This is a genomic window from Novosphingobium sp. YAF33, assembly GCF_052113265.1.
In the GTDB taxonomy this organism is placed as follows: Bacteria; Pseudomonadota; Alphaproteobacteria; order Sphingomonadales; family Sphingomonadaceae; genus Novosphingobium.
On record NZ_JBFRCW010000006.1, the window covers coordinates 387,053 to 405,551 of the forward strand.

The window sequence follows — 18,499 nt, forward strand, 5'->3', positions numbered from 1 at the left end:
CGTCAGGCCGCCAGCGCCAGCAGGGCGTCGCGCCGGGCGATCAGCTCGGCATGGGTGCCGGTTGCGGCGATGCCCTCCACCGACGCCAGTGCCCGCGCCAGCTTTTCCGCGGTCTCGGGCGGCATGGACGGCAACCGCGCGGCAATGCCGATCATGTCGTCCATCTTCGCCCAGCAGTTGAGCGCCAGGTCGCAGCCCGCCGCGATCGCCTGCGCCGCGAGTTCAGGCACGCTGCCCGAGAGCGCCTGCATGTCGAGGTCGTCGCTCATCAGCAGCCCCGTGAAACCGATGCGCTCGCGGATGATCTCGCGGATCACGAAGGGTGAGAGCGTGGCCGGATTCTCCGCGTCCCAGGCGGTGTAGCGGACATGGGCGGTCATGCCGAAAGGGGCATCGCGAAGTGTTCGGAACGGCTCGATGTCACGCTCCAGTTCCTCTTCGGCAACCTCCACCGTGGGCAGTTCCTTGTGACTGTCCGCCATGGCGCGGCCGTGACCGGGGATATGCTTGACGCAGCCAACGATGCCGGCGCGCGCCAGCCCCTGCAGCGTCGCGCGGCCCAGCGCGGCCACACGCATCGGGTCCGCGCCGAAGGAACGGTCGCCGACGATGTCGTGCGCGCCGGGGTGGCGCACGTCGAGCGGGGGATGGCAGTCGGCGGTCAGGCCCACTTCGGCAAGGTCGAGGCCCAGAGCCTCGGCATTGTCGCGCGCCGCCTCGATGGCGCTGGCGGGCGCGAGATCATAGAGCCTGTCGAACGCCTCGCCCGGCGGATAGGCGCTCCAGACGGGCGGCTTCATCCGCGCGACACGGCCGCCTTCCTGGTCGATGGTGATGTAGAGCCGGTCGCGGCCGTGGATGGCGCGCAGATCCTCGGTGAGTGCCCGCACCTGTTCGCGGTCCTGCACATTGCGGCCGAACAGGATGTAGCCGGCAGGGTCGGCATCGCGAAAGAACGCGCGCTCGTCGGCGCTGAGAGTCAGCCCGGAAAGGCCGAAGATGGCGGGTGTCATAATCGCGCTTGGTCGCAGAATTCCGCGGCTTTCGCAAGGAAGCCCCGGTTTGCAGATGTGGAAAGCAAGGGCGCGGGCGGCGCGGTCACGTCATGCGGAAAGAACGAAACTTCGGCGCAGCCCGAAGGGCCTGCCGAAGTTCCGATTCGTCCCTGATGCCAGTCCGAGAGAAGCCCGGGCCGGCATCTCCTGGCCGCGCCGGTCCGTTACTGCTTCACCTGGCAGCTCAATCCGGCGGAGCGCATCCCGCTGCAGAGCGCGCGCGCCGCAGCAAGGTCTCCGGGTACGGCCTGGAGGCGATAGACCTTGCCGATATCGGCCTGTCCCTCGACGATGCGGTGGTTCACCCCGGAAAGTCCCGGATACTGCACCTTGAGCGCGTTCCAGCCTGCCTCGGCGGTCGGCTTCGAGGTATAGGCGCCCACTTGCACGCCGACGCCGCTGACAACCGGTTCCGGCTTGCCCGGGGCACTGGCGGCAGAAGCGGCACTCGGGGGCGCGCTGGGCCCGGCAGCAGGCTTGCCGGAAGGCGCAGGCGGGGCGGCCGGAGCGGCGGACTGGCCGCCGAAGCCCGGACCCGGCGCTTCGCCCCGTCCGATCTGCGGCAGGCGGCTCTGCCCTTCGGCAACCGCATAGCTGGTATCTCCGGTGCCCGCCACGACGTCTCCGCCCGGATTTTCCGGCCGCGTCTTGTAAGGCTCCTTCGGGGCCTCGATCACGCCGCCGCTGGCGACGAGCGGCTGTTCCGACTTCTGGCGCGTGGCCCACCAGATTCCGCCGACGATGACCAGTATGGCGATGACGGCAAGGACGACGAGCAGCAAGGTCTGCCCCGAGGCACCGCCCTGCTGGTCCTCGAACTCCTCGTCCTCGCCTTCCAGCCAGGGCAGGCGCACGTCGTCGTCGCCGAGTTCCAGCTTGCCGGATTCGGCCTCAGGCTGGCCCGAATTCGAATGAGCGGCATCCTCGAAAGCCGGGGCTCCGGCGGAACGGCCCGCGTTCAGGTCGTCATGGAAGGTCCCCCGACGGCTTTCGCCGCCCTGGTCGACACCCCGATCGCCTTCGTCCCGATTGCCTTCGTCCCGATTCTGGCCCCAGTTCGCCATGACTTACATTTCCTCCACCGCCTCGACGCCCAGGAGCGCGAGGCCATTGCGGACAAGCTGCCCGATCTGCGCAGCAAGGAACAGCCGTGCGCCGGTCAGGTTACCGTCGGCAGCGTTAACAAAGCGCTTTTCGACGCGGTCATTGCCGAGATTCCAGTAGCCATGGAAGGCCGCGGCAACGTCGCCAAGGAAGAAGGCGATGCGGTGCGGCTCGCGCGCGGCCGCAGCGGCCTCGACGATGCGGGGGAACTGCGCGGCCAGCTTGACCAGTTCCAGTTCTTCCGCGCCCAGCAGTTCGAGGTTTTCGCCCGAGGGCTTGAACCCGCCTTCGGCCTCGCCCTTGCGCAGCGTCGAGTGGACGCGGGCATTGGCGTATTGCACGTAGAACACCGGGTTGTCCTTCGAGGCTTCCACCACTTTGGCGAAGTCGAAGTCCATCTGCGCTTCCGGCTTGCGGGTGAGCATGGTGAAGCGCACCACGTCCTTGCCCACTTCGGTGACGACTTCGGCCAGCGTGACGAAGTTGCCCGAACGCTTGGACATCTTCACCGGCTCGCCATCGCGCAGCAGCTGGACCATCTGCACCAGCTTGATCTCGAACGGCGTCGGCTCTCCATCGGCGCCGGTCATGGCGGCGACGGCCGCCTTGATGCGCTTGACGGTGCCCGCATGGTCGGCGCCCCAGATGTCGACCAGCGCGTCGGCGGTCTGCGCCTTCTGGAAGTGGTAGGCAAGGTCGGCGCCGAAGTAGGTCCAGGTGCCGTCGGACTTCTTGATCGGGCGGTCCTGGTCGTCGCCGAACTGGGTGGAGCGGAACAGCGGCAGTTCCACGGCTTCCCAGTCCTCCAGTGTCTTGCCCTTGGGCGCTTCGAGCACGCCGTCGTAGACGAGGCCCTTGGCGCGCAGCCACGCTTCCGCCTCGTCCGGCTTGCCCGAAGCCTGAAGCTCGGCTTCCGAGGAGAACAGGTCGTGATGGATGCCCAGCAGCGCGAGGTCCTGCTTGATCATCACCAGCATCGCGGCGACGGCCTTTTCCCGGAACAGCGTCAGCCATTCCGATTCGGGCGCCTCGGCAAACTTGTCGCCGAATTCGGCGGCGAGCTGCTGGCCCACGGGAATGAGGTATTCGCCCGGATAGAGACCCTCGGGAATGGCGCCCACTTCATGGCCCAGCGCCTCGCGGTAGCGGACATGGGCCGAGCGTGCGAGCACCTGCACCTGGGCGCCGGCATCGTTGACGTAATATTCCTTGATGACCTTGTGGCCGGCATATTCGAGCAGCGTCGCCAATGCGTCGCCCACCACTGCGCCGCGGCAGTGGCCCATGTGCATCGGGCCGGTGGGGTTGGCGGAGACATATTCGATATTGACGGTGGTGCCGCCGCCCATGGCCGAACGGCCGTAATCCGCGCCGAGCGCGGCGATCGCGCGCAGCTCGGCGATCCAGGTGGCGTCCGAGAGGCGCAAGTTGATGAAGCCGGGTCCGGCGATTTCCGCCGAAGTGACCGCGTCGAGCTTCGACAGCTCCGCCACCAGCGCATCGGCCAGGTCGCGCGGCTTCATGCCGGCGGGCTTGGACAGGACCATCGCGGCATTGGTCGAAAGGTCGCCATGCGAGGTGTCGCGCGGCGGCTCGACCGTGATCGCGCTTCGCTTCAGACCGCCGGGCAGCGTGCCGGCCGCTTCGAGCGCATCGAGCGCGGCGTTGAGGTGGCCCGCAAAGGCGGCGTAAAGGGTCTGGTGATCGCTGTTTGTAATGGTCATGGCGCGCGCGAATACCCCAAGTGCAGCGAAAGGGGAACAGGCTGCGAGGCCAGGGTGCCGGCCGGCGATGCCAGCCTCGCGCGGAGCACCCCTAACGCAGCCGCTTCAAAATCGCCCGAAACGCGTGTATCGGCCCGCGCATGCCATCAACCCAGAATCCCAGGACCTACCGGGTCAAGAGCTTCGGCTGTCAGATGAACGTCTACGACGGCGAGCGCATGGCCGAATTGCTCACGGACCAGGGCATCGCGGCCGCGCCGGAAGGCGAAGAGGCCGACCTGGTCGTGTTCAACACCTGCCATATCCGTGAAAAGGCGGCGGAAAAGGTCTATTCCGACATCGGCCGCCTGCGCCGCGAGGATGGCTCATCGCCCCTCATCGCGGTGGCCGGCTGCGTGGCCCAGGCCGAGGGCGACGAGATCATGCGGCGCTCTCCCGCGGTGAAGATGGTGGTCGGCCCGCAAGCCTATCACCGCCTGCCCGACATGATCCGCGAGGCCACCGCCGGCCGCCGCGTGACCGATACCGACATGCCGGCCGAAACCAAGTTCGACGCCCTGCCCGCCCGGAATCAGGGTGGCCGCAGGCGGTCCGGCCCGACGGCATTCCTCACCGTTCAGGAAGGCTGCGACAAGTTCTGCACGTATTGCGTCGTGCCCTATACGCGCGGCGCCGAGGTCTCCCGCCCCCACGCCGCCCTGATGGACGAGGCGCGCCGCCTGATCGACGCCGGCGCGCGCGAGATCATGCTGCTCGGCCAGAACGTGAACGCCTGGTACGGCGAGGATGCACGCGGACGGCGCATCGGCCTCGACGGGCTGATTCGCGAGCTGGCGGACATTCCCGAGCTTGCCCGCATCCGCTACACCACCAGCCACCCCAACGACATGACCGAGGCGCTGATCGCCGCCCATGGCGATGTCGAGAAGTTGATGCCGTTCCTCCACTTGCCGGTGCAGGCCGGCAGCGACCGGGTGCTGAGAGCGATGAATCGCAGCCACACGGCCGAAAGCTATCTCAAGGTTCTTGACCGCGTGCGCGCCGTCCGGCCCGACATCGCACTTTCGGGCGACTTCATCGTCGGTTTCCCCGGCGAGACCGACGCCGATTTCGAGGATACGCTCAGGCTGGTCGATGCGGTCGGCTATGCGCAGTGCTTCAGCTTCAAGTATTCGCCCCGTGCCGGCACGCCCGCCGCGACGATGGAAGACCAGATCCCCGCCGAAGTGATGACCGAGCGTATCGTCCGCCTCCAGGCCGCGCTCGGCCGCGACCAGACCGCCTTCAACGTGGCCTCGGTCGGCAAAACCTGCCAGGTGCTGGTCGAACGCAAGGGCAAGCTGCCCGGGCAGTGGCTCGGCAAGTCGCCCTGGCTGCAATCGGTCTATTTCGACGGCGACGTCGCCGTGGGCGACATGGTCACGGTGCAACTGACCGAAGGCGGCTACAATGCCGTTTCCGCCAGGCTGCTGAGCCCGGTCCCCGCGTGAGCGAAAGGCAAGCGCTGGTCCTCGTTCCCGGGCTTTCCTGCGACCGTCACGTCTGGCAGGCGCAGATCGCGGGGCTTTCGGACATGGCCGACATCTCCATCGGCGATACGCTGAAGGACGATTCGATTCCCCTCATGGCCAGCCGCGTGCTCGATGCCGCGCCGGAGCGGTTCGCGATCGCGGGTTTTTCGATGGGCGGCTACGTTGCCATGGAAATCTGGCGCCGCGCCCCGGAGCGGGTGACACGGCTTGCCCTGGTGGACACCAATGCGCGGGCCGATACCCAGGCCCAGGCGGAACTGCGCCGCGCGGCGATCCGCACCGCCCAGGCGCGCGGCTTCGAACATGTCCTGCGCGGATCGCTGCGCCAACTCGTCGCGCCGGACTGCCCCGAGGCGCTGTTCGAGGAAGTCGTGCAGATGGCCCTGCGCGTCGGTTTCGGGACGTACATGGACCAGCAGGCCGCGATCATCGACCGCGCCGATTCGCTGGCGACGCTCGGCACGATCACCGTCCCGGCCATGGTCATGGTCGGCGCGGCCGACGCCCTCACCCCGCCCCACCTTGCCGAGGAAATGGCGCAGGCCATGGCCTCAGCCGATCTTGGGTCCGATTCGGGCGCGGCCTACGAGGTCATCGCCTATGCCGGGCACATGGCGCCGATGGAGCAGCCCGACGCGGTCAATGCCGCCTTCCGCCGATGGCTGATGCGCTGATCCCGGCATCTTACAGAGCCATGAGGCGGCTCTAGTCGAGCGGTTTGAGCGCGTCTTCCGCGATGAGCGGCTTGCTGATCGCCGCCGCGCCCGCGCTCACTTCCACGCTGGCATTGGTGGGATAGCCCCTGCCGCTGAAGCGCAGGCGAGAGACGCCTTCCGCCATGCCGCCGCCCGACACGGTGACGGCCAGATCGCGCCAGCCGTGCGACTTGCTGTCCAGCACGCCGACCGGAAGCTGCACCACGCTCGTCTCGCTCACTTGGACCAGATCGCCATCCTGCCGCTTCAGCACCGCGAGGTTGCACCCGCCGGTGCCGCAGAACATCGGGCCGCCCAGATAGACCAGCACTTCAGGCGTGCCGTCACCGTCAAGGTCGGTCTCCGCCGTGGCATATTGCAGCTTGCCGAGATCGCTGGTGAGCGCATCCCGGTGATTCGCGCGAATCCAGTCCTCGACACGCATGGGCGCGGCTTCGGTCGCCTCCTCGCTCGCTTCGGCGCCGGCCGTGGCGGTGGCTTCGGGCTGGGCCGCATCCTTCTTGCAGCCTGCGAGCGAAAGTCCCAGCGCGAACAGGGGGGCGAGCGCCAGGATCCTGGCGGCGGAGGTCGTCCTTGTCATGACCGAAGGCTAGCCGCTCGACCGCCGCCCCGGCAAGATCGGTCTGCCGCACGGGAAGCACGATAAAGGGCCCCCGGTTCGCACCGAGGGCCCTCGCGACCCGCCTGGGACTCGTCCGGCGCCCTTCCCGGCGCCGGTGGCGGTTTTATTAGAAGAAGAAGCTGTTGTGGACGGTGACGACGCGGCCCGAACGCATGTTCACCATGGCCACGTCATTGCCGTAGCGAACCCAGCGGTGGCCGGCGCGCGGCGCGGGCAGGCGATAGCGGCCATAGTCGTTCACCCAGTAGCGGCTGCCGTAATAGGCCGGCTGGAAGCGGTAGCCCACGGCGACCGGGCGATAGCGATAGCCGCGCGGACCGGCATAGGCGGGGCGGCGGAACTCGCCGCGGTGGGCCTGGCGATAGTCGCGCCAATCTTCGCGCAGTTCGCGGCGGTCGTGGTTGAGCTGGCGCTGCGAACGGTCAGCGGCGCGGTAGTCGCCGCGGCGGACGTTGCGATCGACCTCGCGCTGGCTCTGGCGAACGTCGCGGGCGCTCTCGCGCACTTCGCGGGCACTCTGCGCGGAAGCCATGGTGGGCACGGCGACGGTCGGAACGATGACGCTGGCGGCAAGGGCGGCCATAATGATCTTGCGCATGTTTTCTTCTCCTTGACCCGAAACGATTATCCGTTCGATCTGGTCTGTGAGTTCATGTTTGAACCCCTCAAGCTGAACGAACTTGAAATGCAGGTTGCAGTGAAATTTCAGGAGTGTCGCAAGGTTGCGACAAAATTCGGGAAGCGCGCCGAAACGCCATGTTATCCCCGGTGAAGCGAGCAATTTTTCGATAGAGGCGGCTTGCGGGACGCGATGCGCAGAGCCATCTTCGGGATGGAACGAAGGCATCCTCACCTGAAAGGAGCACATGGCCCGCAAAGCAGCACGCGCCGGTGAAACGGCGCAGTTCAGGCCCGAAGCGCACCGCCGGGCACGTGTCGAAGTCGAGTTCGACGAACAGACTTTGCTGGGGGCCCTGTTCGGCCAGTTCGATTCAAATCTCGTGCAAGTGGAGAACCGGCTCGGGGTCTACATTGCCGCGCGCGGCAACAAGATCCAGATCGAAGGGCCGGAAGACGCCGTTGCCCGCGCCCGCGACACGCTCAAAGGCATGTACCACCGGCTGGAGCAGGGCCAGGCGCTTGACGCCGGCGCGGTGGAATCGCTGATCGCGATGTCGGCCGAACCGACGCTGGAAGGCATCATCTCGGGCGATACCGGCGCGCCGCCGATCATGATTCGCACCCGCCGCAAGACGATCGTGCCGCGCTCGGCGATGCAGATCGAATATATGCGCGCGCTCGCCCGCTCCGACGTGATCTTCGCGCTCGGCCCGGCAGGCACGGGCAAGACCTACCTCGCGGTGGCCCAGGCGGTTTCGCAGCTGATGACCGGTTCGGTCCAGCGCCTGATTCTCTCGCGCCCCGCCGTGGAAGCGGGCGAGAAGCTGGGCTTCCTGCCCGGCGACATGAAGGACAAGGTCGATCCCTACCTGCGTCCGCTCTACGACGCACTCTATGACTGCATGCCGCCCGAACAGGTGGAGCGCCGCCTCGCCTCGGGAGAGATCGAGATCGCGCCGATCGCCTTCATGCGCGGCCGCACGCTGGCCGATGCCTTCGTCATCCTCGACGAAGCGCAGAACACCACGCGCGAGCAGATGAAGATGTTCCTCACCCGCTTCGGCCAGAACAGCCGCATGGTCGTCTGCGGCGACCCCCGGCAGGTCGACATCCCGGGCGGCGACCGCATGAGCGGCCTGGCCGATGCGGTGAACCGGCTGGAAGGTGTGGACGGCATCGATGTCACGCGCTTCACCGTGCAGGACGTCGTGCGCCACCCGATCGTCGGTCGCATCGTCGAGGCTTACGAAGGCCCTTACGTCGATCCTTCGGCACCGAAGACGGAACAACCGGCGGCCGAGCAGCTCCGGGCGGAGTGACTTTCCCCCGGGGAATGACAAGGTCTGGCGCAGGAAGCGCTTGAGCATCGAGGACGGCGGTTCGCCGTCCTCGATTTCCCGCCGGTTCCTGTCCGAGCAGGCCACCCCGCACCTTCTCTTCACGCTATCGCACCTTCTCCTCACGCTATCGCTCGATCTCTTCACGCTACCGCTCGACCGCGCGCGCGACTGCGCGTAAAGCCCCCGCATGGATCTCGAAATCGATATCGAAGCCCCCTGGCCCGCCGAGACGGACTGGGCCGATCTGGCCGAAGCGGCGCTCGAAGCGCTGGTGCAGGTCGCACCGGAACTCGACAATCCCCGCCTCCTGGCCAGCCTGCTGTTCACTACGGACGAGGAAGTGCACGTCCTCAACCGCGAATGGCGGGCCAAGGACAAGCCCACCAACGTCCTGTCCTTCCCGATGCTGGAACGCGCCGACCTGCTCGCCCTCGCGCCGGACGGACCGCCGGAAATGCTGGGCGATCTTGCCCTCGCCTTCGAGACCTGCGCCCGCGAGGCCGCGGAAAAGGGCGTGCCGGTGGAGCACCACGCCAGCCACCTCATCGTCCACGGCCTGCTCCACCTGGCCGGCCTCGACCACCAGATTTCGGACGCCGATGCCGAGGCAATGGAGGCCCTTGAAACAAAGGCTCTTGCCCTCATCGGCATTGCCGACCCATATGGCGACAGATCTTAAGCTGTAGGGGTAATTTAAAACGATGGCCGACAATGGCCGCCACACCGAGTCCGGCTCGGGAGATGGGGACAGTACCGGCACGCTCTGGCGTGTTTTCCGGCGACTTTTCCAGAACGACGGCGATCAGTCGCTTCGCGCGCAGATCGAAGGCGTCATCAACGAACATGAAGGCGATGCCGAAGACGAGGCCCGCGCCCGCGGAGACCTTTCCTCGATCGAGCGGCAGATGCTGCGCAACCTTCTCCATTTCAGCGAGCACGATGCCGACGATATCGCCGTGCCGCGCAGCGAGATCGTGGCGATTCCGGCCTCGGCAAGCTGGGCCGAAGTGGTCGAGGCTTTCGCCGAGCACGGCCACAGCCGCATGCCCGTCTACGGAGACTCGCTCGACGCGATCAAGGGCATGATCCATATCAAGGACGTGTTCCCCATCCTCGCGCGCGGCGAACAGCCGCCGGAGGACTGGTCCACCCTGCTGCGCCAGCCGCTCTACGTGCCCCAGGCGCGCGGCGCGCTGGACGTGCTGGCCGACATGCGCGCCCAGCGCACCCATCTGGCCGTGGTGATCGACGAATATAGCGGCACCGATGGCATCATCACCATCGAGGACCTCGTCGAGGAAATCGTGGGCAACATCGAGGACGAGCACGACGACGCCCCCGAAGAGTTGCTAATTTCGCAAGAGAACGGTATCTGGGACGCAGACGCCCGTGTCGAGCTTGACGATGTGGCGGAACGGATCGACCCGCGCCTCGCCGAAGTCGAGGAAGCGGTGGATACCCTGGGCGGCCTCGCCTTCGTACTGGCCGGCCAGGTCCCGGCCGTCGGCACCGTGCTGGAGCATGACAGCGGCTGGCGCATCGAAGTTACCGATGGCGACGAGCGCCGCGTCACGCGGCTTCGCCTTCATCCGCCGGCCACGGAAGCGGTCGCAGAGCCCGATTGAACCTCGCTGCCGCCATTTCCAGGCGGCATCGATACTCCGAGTGAAAAGACGAGACATTGCCAGTACGCCGACTACCCCCCCTGCGCGCGCTTGAAGCCTTCGTTCGCGTCGTCCGCCTCGGTTCGGCCAAGGCGGCCGCCAACGAACTGGCGCTCAGCCCCTCGGCGCTCTCGCGCCGGGTCGCCGCGCTGGAAGACTTCACCGGCAAGCGCCTCTTCACCCGCCAGCACCAGTCGATGAAGCTGACCGACGAGGGCCAGGCCTTCTACAACGTGGTCGGCCCCAAGCTGGAAGAACTGGCCGAAGCGGTGGAATCGCAGATCGACCGCGGCCAGGTGCTGCGCCTGCACCTCGGCGTGCCTTCGCTGTTCGGCGGCCAGCGCCTGTTCCCGCGCCTGCCGGAACTGCGCAAGCTGCACCCGCGCCTGCACATCGACATCGACACCGGCGCGCACCTGGAAGACCGGGTGGGCGACACGCTGGACGCGGCGATCATCCTCTCGCCCGAACCGGACCCGGCCTATTATCGTATCCAGCTCGACCACAACAAGGTCTACGCCATCACCTCCAAGGAGATGGCGCAGGAGATCGGCACCGTCCCCGACGAAGCCATCCTGTCCAAGCAGACCTTCCTGATCCACCAGGACCTGCCGCAGAGCCTGGACGCGTGGAAGTCCGCCATCGGCCTTGAAAAGCTGGAACCGGCCTCGGTCGACCGTTTCGATTCCGGCCAGCTCGTGCTCGAAGCCGCGGCCCAGGGCCTCGGCATCGCGATCATGCACGACGACCACTTCCGCCGCAGCCACGACAACCGCCTGGCGCGGCTCTTCGACATCGATGTCGAAAGCCCCTATCGCTACTGGTTCGTCTGCAAGCCCAAGGCCCTGGAATCCCGCCCCGTGCGCATCTTCCACGAGTGGCTGCTGCAAGCCGGACTGTAACGCCCTGCAAACGCCGTCCCCGGTAGAGACGGGGCCGGCGTTTTTGCGACATGACGGGCGATTTCATTCCCCTGCGCGGCAGTTCACGGTTATGATCCCCGGGACTTTTTCGACTGTCCGGGGGCTCCGTCATGCGTTTCACTGTGTTCACCGCCGTTGCTGCGGCTTCCTTCGCTTCGGCCGCGCCGAGCTTCGCCGCCGAGCCCGCACAGGCGGCGCCGGCTGCGACAACGGCAGCGGCGGCGGCAACGGCAGCGCCCATCACCGACCCCGCGCGCATCGCGGCGGCGCGCGTCACGGTGGATCACGTATTTCCCCTTGGGACTTACGCGCGCCTGATGAACGGCACCCTCGACAAGATGATGGATTCCATCATGGATTCCACGATGAAGCTGCCGCTCAAGCAGCTTGCCGGGCTCAGCGGCGTCAACACCGAGGAACTGGGCGAGGCCTCGATGGCAGAAATCATGCAGATCTACGACCCGGCCTTCAAGCAGCGCATGCAGATCTCCACGCGCACGATGATGAACGAGATGATCCCGCTGATGACCCAGGTCGAGCCCGACATTCGCGACGGGCTGACGCAGGCCTATGCCGGCAGGTATACGACCACCCAGCTGGGCGAACTGAATGCCTTCTTCGCGACGCCTACCGGCAAGGCCTACGCGGCCGATTCCTATCTCGTCATGATGTCGCCGGAAGTCATGGCGAAGATGCAGGGCTTCGTCCCCAAGCTGATGGAGCAGATGCCCGCCATCGTGGAAAAGGTGAAGACCGCCAGCGCGAGCCTTCCCGAGCCGCGCGCCTATGGGGATCTTTCGAAGGACGAGAAGGCTCGTCTCGCCAAGCTGCTCGGCGTTTCCGAGGCCCAGCTCGAAAAGGACGAGAAGGCCAAGGCACATTGAGCTGATCGACCGGGGCGGGAAGCGCCGGGAACTTGCGCCGCGATGGGTACAGCTTCGTCTGGCCCAGCACGCAACGAAAAAGGGCGGCCCCTCGCGGAGCCGCCCTTTTCCCTATCGGTAGACCGAAGGAAGGATCAGCCTTCCGAGATGGTCGCCTTGACGATCTTGCCCGGCTCGCGCGGCGGCTCGCCCTTGGGCAGCGCGTCGACGAGTTCCATGCCTTCGACCACCTGGCCCCAGACGGTGTACTGCTTGTCGAGGAAGCGTGCATCGTCGAAGCAGATGAAGAACTGGCTGTTGGCCGAGTGCGGATAGCTGGTGCGCGCCATCGAGCAGACGCCGCGGACATGCGGCTCGGCGTTGAATTCGGCCTGGAGGTCGGGCTTGTCCGAACCGCCCATGCCGGTGCCGTTGGGGCAACCGCCCTGCGCCATGAAGCCGGGGATCACGCGGTGGAACTTGATGCCGTCGTAGAAGCCTTCGCCGGTCAGTTCCTTGATACGCTCGACGTGACCGGGGGCCAGGTCGGAACGCAGCTTGATCTTCACGTCGCCGCCTTCACCATTGCCGGTGTCGAGCGTGAGCGTCAGGTATTCGTCAGCCATTGCAGTCTCCTTCTGCCGGCGCAGGTCCGCGCCGGTGGGGCATCGGCGCCCGATATAGGCACTGGCGCGGCAATGTCACGAGGGGAGCGCTCGTTCGTGCCTCCGTCCCGGTCATCCCCTGCCCGTCACGCTCCTCTCGCCGCCGCGAGGCCGTTTCGGGGTCCATTCGGTGCATCGTCCCGTGGCTCTGCAGCCACCGGCCAAGGAAACTTCCCGAATGCCGCCGCCCCCCTGTTGCAATCGCGAAATAGCTGCGTAGACCGGCCCGGATGAGCGAAACGGACCTTCAGGACGAGCGCATGGAAAACGCGGAAGACACCGCGCGTCTCGATATGCCCGAATCCGAATCCCTCGACGACGACAACCGCCTGAAGGCCGAATTCGTCCGCAGCGTGAAGGATGCGCTGGACGAGGAAGACTTCGAGCGCGTCTACGACCTGGTGGAGCCGCTCCACCCCGCCGATATCGCCGACTTGTTCGAACTCATGAACGAGAACGAGCGCCTCGGCCTGGCCCGCGCCATCCGCGACCTGATGGGCGTGGAAGTCATCGCCGAGATGAACGACTGGGTGCGCGAGGCGCTGATGGAGGCGCTGCCCGCCGAAGTCGTCGCCGAGATCGCCGAGCAGCTCGACACCGACGATGCCGTCGCCATGCTGGAAGACCTCGACGAGGAAGACCAGCAGGCCGTCCTCGCCGAGATGGAGCCGGAAGACCGCGCGGCCATCGAATCGGCGCTGTCCTACCCCGAGGAATCCGCCGGCCGCCTGATGAGCCGCGATTTCGTGGCCGTCCACGAATCGATGACCGTCGGCGACCTGATCGATTTCCTGCGCGAACATCGCGAGCTGCCGACCGAGTTCTGGGAAGTGTTCATCGTCGATCCGATGCACCGCCCGATCGGCACCTGCGCGCTCTCGTGGATCCTGCGCACCCCGCGCAACATCCCGCTCTACGACGTCATGGCGCGCGACCAGACGCTGATCCCGGTCGACATGGACCAGGAGGAAGTCGCGCTGCGCTTCCAGAAGTACGCGCTGATTTCGGCGGCCGTGGTCGACGATGCCGGCCGGCTGATCGGCCAGGTCACTGTCGACGACATCGTCCACATCATTCAGGAAGAAGCGGGCGAAGATACCCTGCTGCTGTCCGGCGCGGGTGACGGCGACATCAACGAGCCGATTCGCGACGCCTATTCGGCCCGCGTGCGCTGGCTGATCGCCAACCTGCTCACCGCCACGCTCGCTTCCTCGGTCATCGCCCTGTTCGAAGGCACGATCGCGAAGATGGTGGCGCTGGCCACGCTGATGCCGATCGTCGCCGGGCTTGGCGGCAATGCCGGCACGCAGACCCTGGCCGTGACCGTCCGCGCACTTGCCACCAACCAGCTTACCGCCTCCAACGCCTGGCGCGCGGTACGCCGCGAAATGTCCATCGCGCTGCTCAACGGCTGCACGATCGCGGTGATCATCGGCATCGTCGTCAGCCTGATCTTCGGCAATGTCACGCTGGGCCTGGTCATAGCCCTGGCGATGATGACCAATATCCTGATCGCGGGCATGGCGGGCGTATTCGTGCCGCTGACGCTGGAACGGCTCAAGGCGGACCCGGCCATCGCCTCGTCCATTTTCGTGACGATGACCACGGATTCGATGGGCTTCCTCGTCTTCCTCGGCCTTGCCACGGTATCCGGTCTGGTGCGCTAGGGGCGCGCCTCCTATCTAGTCATCATGCCGCTGCACATGACCAAGATCGCGTTTTCCGCCGAGAGCCCGGCGGCCCTGCGCGCCTGGCTGGAAAGCCACGACACCCTGGGCGAAGCCCGCCTCACCACGCGCTATCTGCCCAAGCGGCACGAGGAAATGGTCGGCGGGTCGCTATACTGGATCTACGAACATGCCCTGGTCGGCCGCTCGCCGATCCTGGGCTTCGAACAGCGCGAGGACGGGCGCTGGCATATTCGCCTGGAACCGATGCTGATCCCGGTGGTCACGCACCCCAAGCGCGCGCACCAGGGCTGGCGCTACCTTGCCGAAAAGGACGCCCCCCGCGATCTGGGCGAAGGCGAGACGGCGGGCGACGCGATGCCGCCCAAGCTGGCGCGCGAACTGGCCAAGCTGGGGTTGGTGTGACCGGTTTCGCCGGCGACGAGCGCGAAGCACTGCTTGCGGTGAAAGGCGTCGGCCCCACGGTGATCGCACGGCTGGAGGAACTGGGCATCCGGAACTTCGCCGATCTTGCCGGGCGCGATCCCGATGCGGTCTGCGCGGAAATCTCGGCGGCAATGGGGTCGACCTGCTGGCGCAATTCCCCCCAGGCGCGCGGCGCCATCGTCGCCGCCGTGGCGCGGGCAGGCGCGGGTCTGCCCGATCGGTAGCCCTTTCCCGGACCGATCCGGGACGACGGCTACCGTTACCCCCGATCGACCCACCAGCGCATCAGCACATGGGCGATCGCATGGGCCGGCGGCGCCCCGAAAGCCTTGCCGTTTTCACCCCGGCCGATGGCTTCGAGCGCCTCCACCACCTCGTCGCGGGTGAACCACCGCACGTCTTCCAGTTCGGTCTCGTCGATGGTGATGGCATCGTCGTCCGCATGGGCGTGGCAGCCGATCATCAGCGAGGACGGGAACGGCCAGGGCTGGCTGGCGACATAAGTCACATCGCGCACGCGGATCCCCGCTTCCTCGTGGATTTCGCGCGCGACGGCTTCCTCCACCGATTCGCCCGGCTCCACGAAGCCCGCGAGCGTCGAATAGCGTCCTTCGGGAAAGCGCGGCTGGCGGCCGAGCAATGCGCGGCCTTCGTGCTCGACGAGCATGATGGTCACCGGGTCGACGCGCGGGAAGTGCTCTGCGCCGCAGTCGATATTGGTGCAGGATCGCTGCCAGCCGCCTTTGGCAAGAACCGTGGGGTGGCCGCAGACGGCGCAGTGCCGGTGCCGGCAATGCCAGCTCACCAGCGAACGCGCGCCGCCATAGGCCGCGAGTTCGGCGGAATCGAGCACGGCCATGGCGTGCCAGTTGACGGGCGTGGCATGGGGGCCTTGCAGCGGCGTGGCACCGGGCACTTCCGCGAAGCAGGGCACGGGGCCGTCAAGGCCGAGGAAGATCATCTCGCTGCCCGGCTCCGCATCCGCCAGCGTGCCCCAGGTCAAGGCGCCGTCGTCGGCCAGCACGGCATCCAGCCCGTCGAGCCGCAGCAGCCGCGCCTCGCTGCTCTGCAGGGCCAGGAGCGCGGCCGGGTCGTTGCGGATATGGTCCGCGCGGTCGAGATGCGAACCGGAAAAGGCGATGGGCAGCAGCTTCGGCAGGAGGGTGGTGGTCAAAGGGGCGTCTCCAACAGGGCCATGACATCGGCCTTCAGCGCATTCTGGAACTGGGGAATAAGCTCATAGGCGTTCGGCGGCATGAACTGCGCGAAGAGCTGCGAGCGCAGGCCGCGCGCCATGTCGACCATGCCCACCGTTCCCGCCGCGCCCGACCAGCCGAACAGGCCGCTCTCCGCTCCCTTGCCGACGCGCCCGCCGGCGCCGAAGCCGCTCCCCGCCGGAAGCATGGCGGAAAGCGCCACGCCGGGCGGCAGCAAGTCCGAAGTGCCGGCGACGACCGCGCTTTCGGCCAGGACGCGCTTGCCGTCGATCATGCCGCGCTGGGCCAGGAGGCGCAGGAAACGGTCATAGTCGCGCGGCGTGCTGACGAGGCCCGCGCCGCCGAAGGGGAAGGCCGGCTTTTCCAGGAAGACCGAGTTGCCCGGCTCGTCGATCGGCACCAGCACGCTGCCCAGCGCGGCATAATTGGTGGTGAGGCGGCCGGCCTGGGCGGCGGGCACCTGGAAGGCCGTGCTGGTCATTCCCGCCGGCTCGAACAGTGTTTCGCGCAGATAGGCGTCGAAGGGCCGGCCGGCGACCACTTCGATCACCCGGCCCATCAGGTCCAGACCGAGGGAATAGCTCCAGTGGGTGGCAGGATCGTAGACCAGCGGCACTTCGGCCAGCCGGTCGGCGAACAGCGCGAGGCTGGGCGCGGGGGGCGCATCGGTGAGGCCCGGCACCTTGATTCGGCTGATCTGCCCGGCAGCGAGGCCCCTGGACTGCATCAGCGCGCGGATCGGGCCGGTCTGGATGATCGAATAGCCCAGCCCCGATGTATGTGTGAGCAGATGCCGCATGGTGATCGTGCGCGGCGCCGGATGAAGGGCCGTGAGCGATCCGTCATAGCGGTCCTGCACCCGCATCTGCGCGAAACGCGGCAGGATTTCATGGACCGGCTGGTCGAGACCGAGCCGGCCCTCCGCCACCAGCTGCATGGCCATGATGCCGGTGATCGGCTTGGTCATGGAATAGATGCGGAACAGGCTGTCCGGCGAGATCGGCGTGCCGTCAGTGAACCCCTGCGACCCGCGGGCGACGAATTCCGGTTCGCGGCCCGGCAGCGCCAGCGAGGCGACGAGGCCCGGCAGCGTGCCCGTCGCATCGCCGCTCCCCGTCCAGCGCTCCACCAGCGCACGCACGCGCGGCATCGTCTCCGCCTGCGCCGCCGCCCAGGCGAGCCGAGGCATGAACGCGGCGCCGACACCCGCGATACCCGCCATGCGCAGCAGCATCCGGCGATCGACCGCCGCTTCCAGCCGTTCGCGCGCAGGGCTCATGCCATCTCCGCCCTGGCGAGGCCCGCCGCCTTGGCGAAGAGCGTGGGCAGCCCCGCCTCGGCGATACGGTCGACCGGCCACCATTCCCCCGGGCCGGGGGGATCGCCGTCAAGGTCGTGCTCCAGAATGCGAAGCCCCAATTCGAGCGAGAAATGCGTGAAGACATGGCCGACCCGGCCGCCGTTTTCCCAGCGCCCCGCCAGCGGCGGCGCGCCGTGGCCGTCCGCGCGGGCGGACCAGCCGTCGTCGGGAAGCGCTCTCATGCCGCCGAGCATGCCTTTATCCGCGCGGCGCACCAGCCAGACATTTCCGTCCCGCTCGATCCAGAAGGCGAGGCCCTGCCGCGCGGGCTTGGCCTTCTTCGGCGCCTTGACCGGAAAGCGCTCCGGCTCGCCCATGGTCCTTGCCCGGCAATCGGCCGCAAGCGGGCAGAGCAGGCAGCGCGGCATGCGCGTGGTGCAGACGGTGGCACCCATGTCCATCAGCGCCTGCGCGAAGTCGCCCGCCCGCAGGTCGGGGGTGATCCCGTCGGTCAGCGACCGTATCGCGGGCCGCGCACTCGGCAGCGGGTCTTCCAGCGCGAAAAGCCGCGTCACCACGCGCTCGACATTGGCGTCCACCACCACGGCCCGCTGCCCGAAGGCGATCGCCGCCACCGCGGCGGCCGTATAGGCGCCCAGCCCCGGCAGGGCGCGCAGGCCTTCCTCGCTCTCGGGGAAGACCCCGCCCCGCGCCGCGACTTCGCGCGCGCAGGCCAGGAGGTTGCGGGCGCGCGCATAATAACCAAGCCCTGCCCAGGCCGCCATGACGTCCGCGTCGGCTGCGGCGGCAAGGTCCGTCACGGTCGGCCAGCGCGCGGTGAATTTCGCGAAATAGTCCTTCACCGCGGCCACGGTCGTCTGCTGGAGCATGACTTCCGAAAGCCAGACGCGATAAGGGTCGGGTGCCGGCGTTCCCGGCGGCGCGCGCCACGGCAGTGCGCGGGCATGAGCGTCGTACCAGTCGAGAACCTTGCGGGAGATCGTATCGCGGCTGGCGTCCATCAGCGCCCTATGGCATT

The 18,499-nt window shown here is 67.3% G+C and carries 20 protein-coding genes; 11 read left to right on the forward strand and 9 right to left on the reverse strand.

The window, feature by feature from the left end:
- Window positions 1-2 precede the first annotated feature (2 nt).
- From nagZ to argS, 3 genes are all read right to left on the reverse strand, one after another.
- Window positions 3-1,013, reverse strand: coding sequence for a beta-N-acetylhexosaminidase (nagZ, locus tag AB4Z00_RS14660; protein WP_442046398.1), 1,011 nt, complete (start codon window positions 1,011-1,013; stop codon window positions 3-5).
- A gap of 206 nt (window positions 1,014-1,219) precedes the next feature.
- Window positions 1,220-2,119, reverse strand: coding sequence for an SPOR domain-containing protein (locus AB4Z00_RS14665; protein ID WP_442046399.1), 900 nt, complete (start codon window positions 2,117-2,119; stop codon window positions 1,220-1,222).
- Window positions 2,120-2,122: 3 nt separating this feature from the next.
- Window positions 2,123-3,883: an arginine--tRNA ligase gene (argS, locus tag AB4Z00_RS14670; RefSeq protein ID WP_132268145.1), complete on the reverse strand. Its 1,761-nt coding sequence runs from the start codon at window positions 3,881-3,883 to the stop codon at window positions 2,123-2,125.
- A 140-nt stretch (window positions 3,884-4,023) separates the two neighbouring features.
- On the opposite strand from argS, the gene miaB reads away from it, so the two are divergent.
- Both miaB and AB4Z00_RS14680 read left to right on the forward strand, forming a co-directional pair.
- Complete coding sequence (gene miaB / locus AB4Z00_RS14675) at window positions 4,024-5,373, forward strand: tRNA (N6-isopentenyl adenosine(37)-C2)-methylthiotransferase MiaB (RefSeq protein WP_442046400.1); 1,350 nt, start codon at window positions 4,024-4,026, stop codon at window positions 5,371-5,373.
- Complete coding sequence (locus AB4Z00_RS14680; RefSeq protein WP_442046401.1) at window positions 5,370-6,089, forward strand: alpha/beta fold hydrolase; 720 nt, start codon at window positions 5,370-5,372, stop codon at window positions 6,087-6,089. The genes miaB and AB4Z00_RS14680 overlap by 4 nt, the downstream gene beginning before the upstream one ends.
- 31 nt (window positions 6,090-6,120) lie before the next feature.
- On the opposite strand, the gene AB4Z00_RS14685 is transcribed toward AB4Z00_RS14680, so the two are convergent.
- A complete protein-coding gene (locus AB4Z00_RS14685; protein ID WP_442046402.1) occupies window positions 6,121-6,711 on the reverse strand; it encodes a hypothetical protein in 591 nt (196 codons plus the stop codon).
- Between the two features lie 148 nt (window positions 6,712-6,859).
- A complete protein-coding gene (locus AB4Z00_RS14690) occupies window positions 6,860-7,351 on the reverse strand; it encodes an RcnB family protein (RefSeq protein ID WP_134093849.1) in 492 nt (163 codons plus the stop codon).
- A 268-nt stretch (window positions 7,352-7,619) separates the two neighbouring features.
- Here AB4Z00_RS14690 and AB4Z00_RS14695 point away from each other — a divergent pair, with 268 nt between their 5' ends.
- The 6 genes from AB4Z00_RS14695 to AB4Z00_RS14720 all read left to right on the forward strand — a co-directional run bounded on the left by AB4Z00_RS14695 (window position 7,620) and on the right by AB4Z00_RS14720 (window position 12,185).
- Entirely contained in the window at window positions 7,620-8,693 is a 1,074-nt protein-coding gene (locus AB4Z00_RS14695; RefSeq protein WP_243654359.1) for a PhoH family protein, read from the forward strand.
- A 40-nt stretch (window positions 8,694-8,733) separates the two neighbouring features.
- Window positions 8,734-8,892: a hypothetical protein gene (locus AB4Z00_RS14700; protein WP_442046403.1), complete on the forward strand. Its 159-nt coding sequence runs from the start codon at window positions 8,734-8,736 to the stop codon at window positions 8,890-8,892.
- A gap of 9 nt (window positions 8,893-8,901) precedes the next feature.
- On the forward strand, window positions 8,902-9,393 hold the full coding sequence (ybeY, locus tag AB4Z00_RS14705; protein ID WP_442046404.1) for an rRNA maturation RNase YbeY: 492 nt from the start codon (window positions 8,902-8,904) through the stop codon (window positions 9,391-9,393).
- Between the two features lie 22 nt (window positions 9,394-9,415).
- Complete coding sequence (locus AB4Z00_RS14710) at window positions 9,416-10,339, forward strand: hemolysin family protein (RefSeq protein ID WP_132268135.1); 924 nt, start codon at window positions 9,416-9,418, stop codon at window positions 10,337-10,339.
- Between the two features lie 56 nt (window positions 10,340-10,395).
- Complete coding sequence (locus AB4Z00_RS14715; protein ID WP_132268133.1) at window positions 10,396-11,280, forward strand: LysR substrate-binding domain-containing protein; 885 nt, start codon at window positions 10,396-10,398, stop codon at window positions 11,278-11,280.
- Between the two features lie 131 nt (window positions 11,281-11,411).
- On the forward strand, window positions 11,412-12,185 hold the full coding sequence (locus AB4Z00_RS14720) for a DUF2059 domain-containing protein (RefSeq protein ID WP_442046405.1): 774 nt from the start codon (window positions 11,412-11,414) through the stop codon (window positions 12,183-12,185).
- Between the two features lie 134 nt (window positions 12,186-12,319).
- On the opposite strand, the gene AB4Z00_RS14725 is transcribed toward AB4Z00_RS14720, so the two are convergent.
- Window positions 12,320-12,790 carry a peptidylprolyl isomerase gene (locus AB4Z00_RS14725; RefSeq protein ID WP_132268130.1) on the reverse strand — a complete coding sequence of 157 codons (471 nt, stop codon included), beginning with the start codon at window positions 12,788-12,790 and terminating at the stop codon, window positions 12,320-12,322.
- 269 nt (window positions 12,791-13,059) lie between these two features.
- On the opposite strand from AB4Z00_RS14725, the gene mgtE reads away from it, so the two are divergent.
- Genes mgtE through AB4Z00_RS14740 form a run of 3 tightly spaced genes read left to right on the forward strand, consistent with a single transcriptional unit; the run spans window position 13,060 to window position 15,167 of the window.
- Window positions 13,060-14,496 carry a magnesium transporter gene (gene mgtE / locus AB4Z00_RS14730; RefSeq protein ID WP_132268128.1) on the forward strand — a complete coding sequence of 479 codons (1,437 nt, stop codon included), beginning with the start codon at window positions 13,060-13,062 and terminating at the stop codon, window positions 14,494-14,496.
- A gap of 24 nt (window positions 14,497-14,520) precedes the next feature.
- The gene (locus AB4Z00_RS14735) at window positions 14,521-14,922 is read left to right on the forward strand and encodes a DUF1489 family protein (protein WP_132268127.1); all 402 of its coding nucleotides are present in this window, start codon (window positions 14,521-14,523) and stop codon (window positions 14,920-14,922) included.
- Window positions 14,919-15,167, forward strand: a complete 249-nt coding sequence (locus AB4Z00_RS14740; protein ID WP_132268125.1) for a helix-hairpin-helix domain-containing protein — start codon at window positions 14,919-14,921, stop codon at window positions 15,165-15,167. The genes AB4Z00_RS14735 and AB4Z00_RS14740 overlap by 4 nt, the downstream gene beginning before the upstream one ends.
- A 35-nt stretch (window positions 15,168-15,202) precedes the next feature.
- Here the strand turns inward: AB4Z00_RS14740 and nudC are convergent, their stop codons facing one another.
- Genes nudC through AB4Z00_RS14755 form a run of 3 tightly spaced genes read right to left on the reverse strand, consistent with a single transcriptional unit; the run spans window position 15,203 to window position 18,482 of the window.
- Complete coding sequence (gene nudC / locus AB4Z00_RS14745; protein ID WP_442046406.1) at window positions 15,203-16,117, reverse strand: NAD(+) diphosphatase; 915 nt, start codon at window positions 16,115-16,117, stop codon at window positions 15,203-15,205.
- Complete coding sequence (locus AB4Z00_RS14750) at window positions 16,114-17,439, reverse strand: serine hydrolase domain-containing protein (protein ID WP_442046407.1); 1,326 nt, start codon at window positions 17,437-17,439, stop codon at window positions 16,114-16,116. The genes nudC and AB4Z00_RS14750 overlap by 4 nt, the downstream gene beginning before the upstream one ends.
- Complete coding sequence (locus tag AB4Z00_RS14755) at window positions 17,436-18,482, reverse strand: A/G-specific adenine glycosylase (protein WP_442046408.1); 1,047 nt, start codon at window positions 18,480-18,482, stop codon at window positions 17,436-17,438. The genes AB4Z00_RS14750 and AB4Z00_RS14755 overlap by 4 nt, the downstream gene beginning before the upstream one ends.
- Window positions 18,483-18,499: the final 17 nt, after the last annotated feature.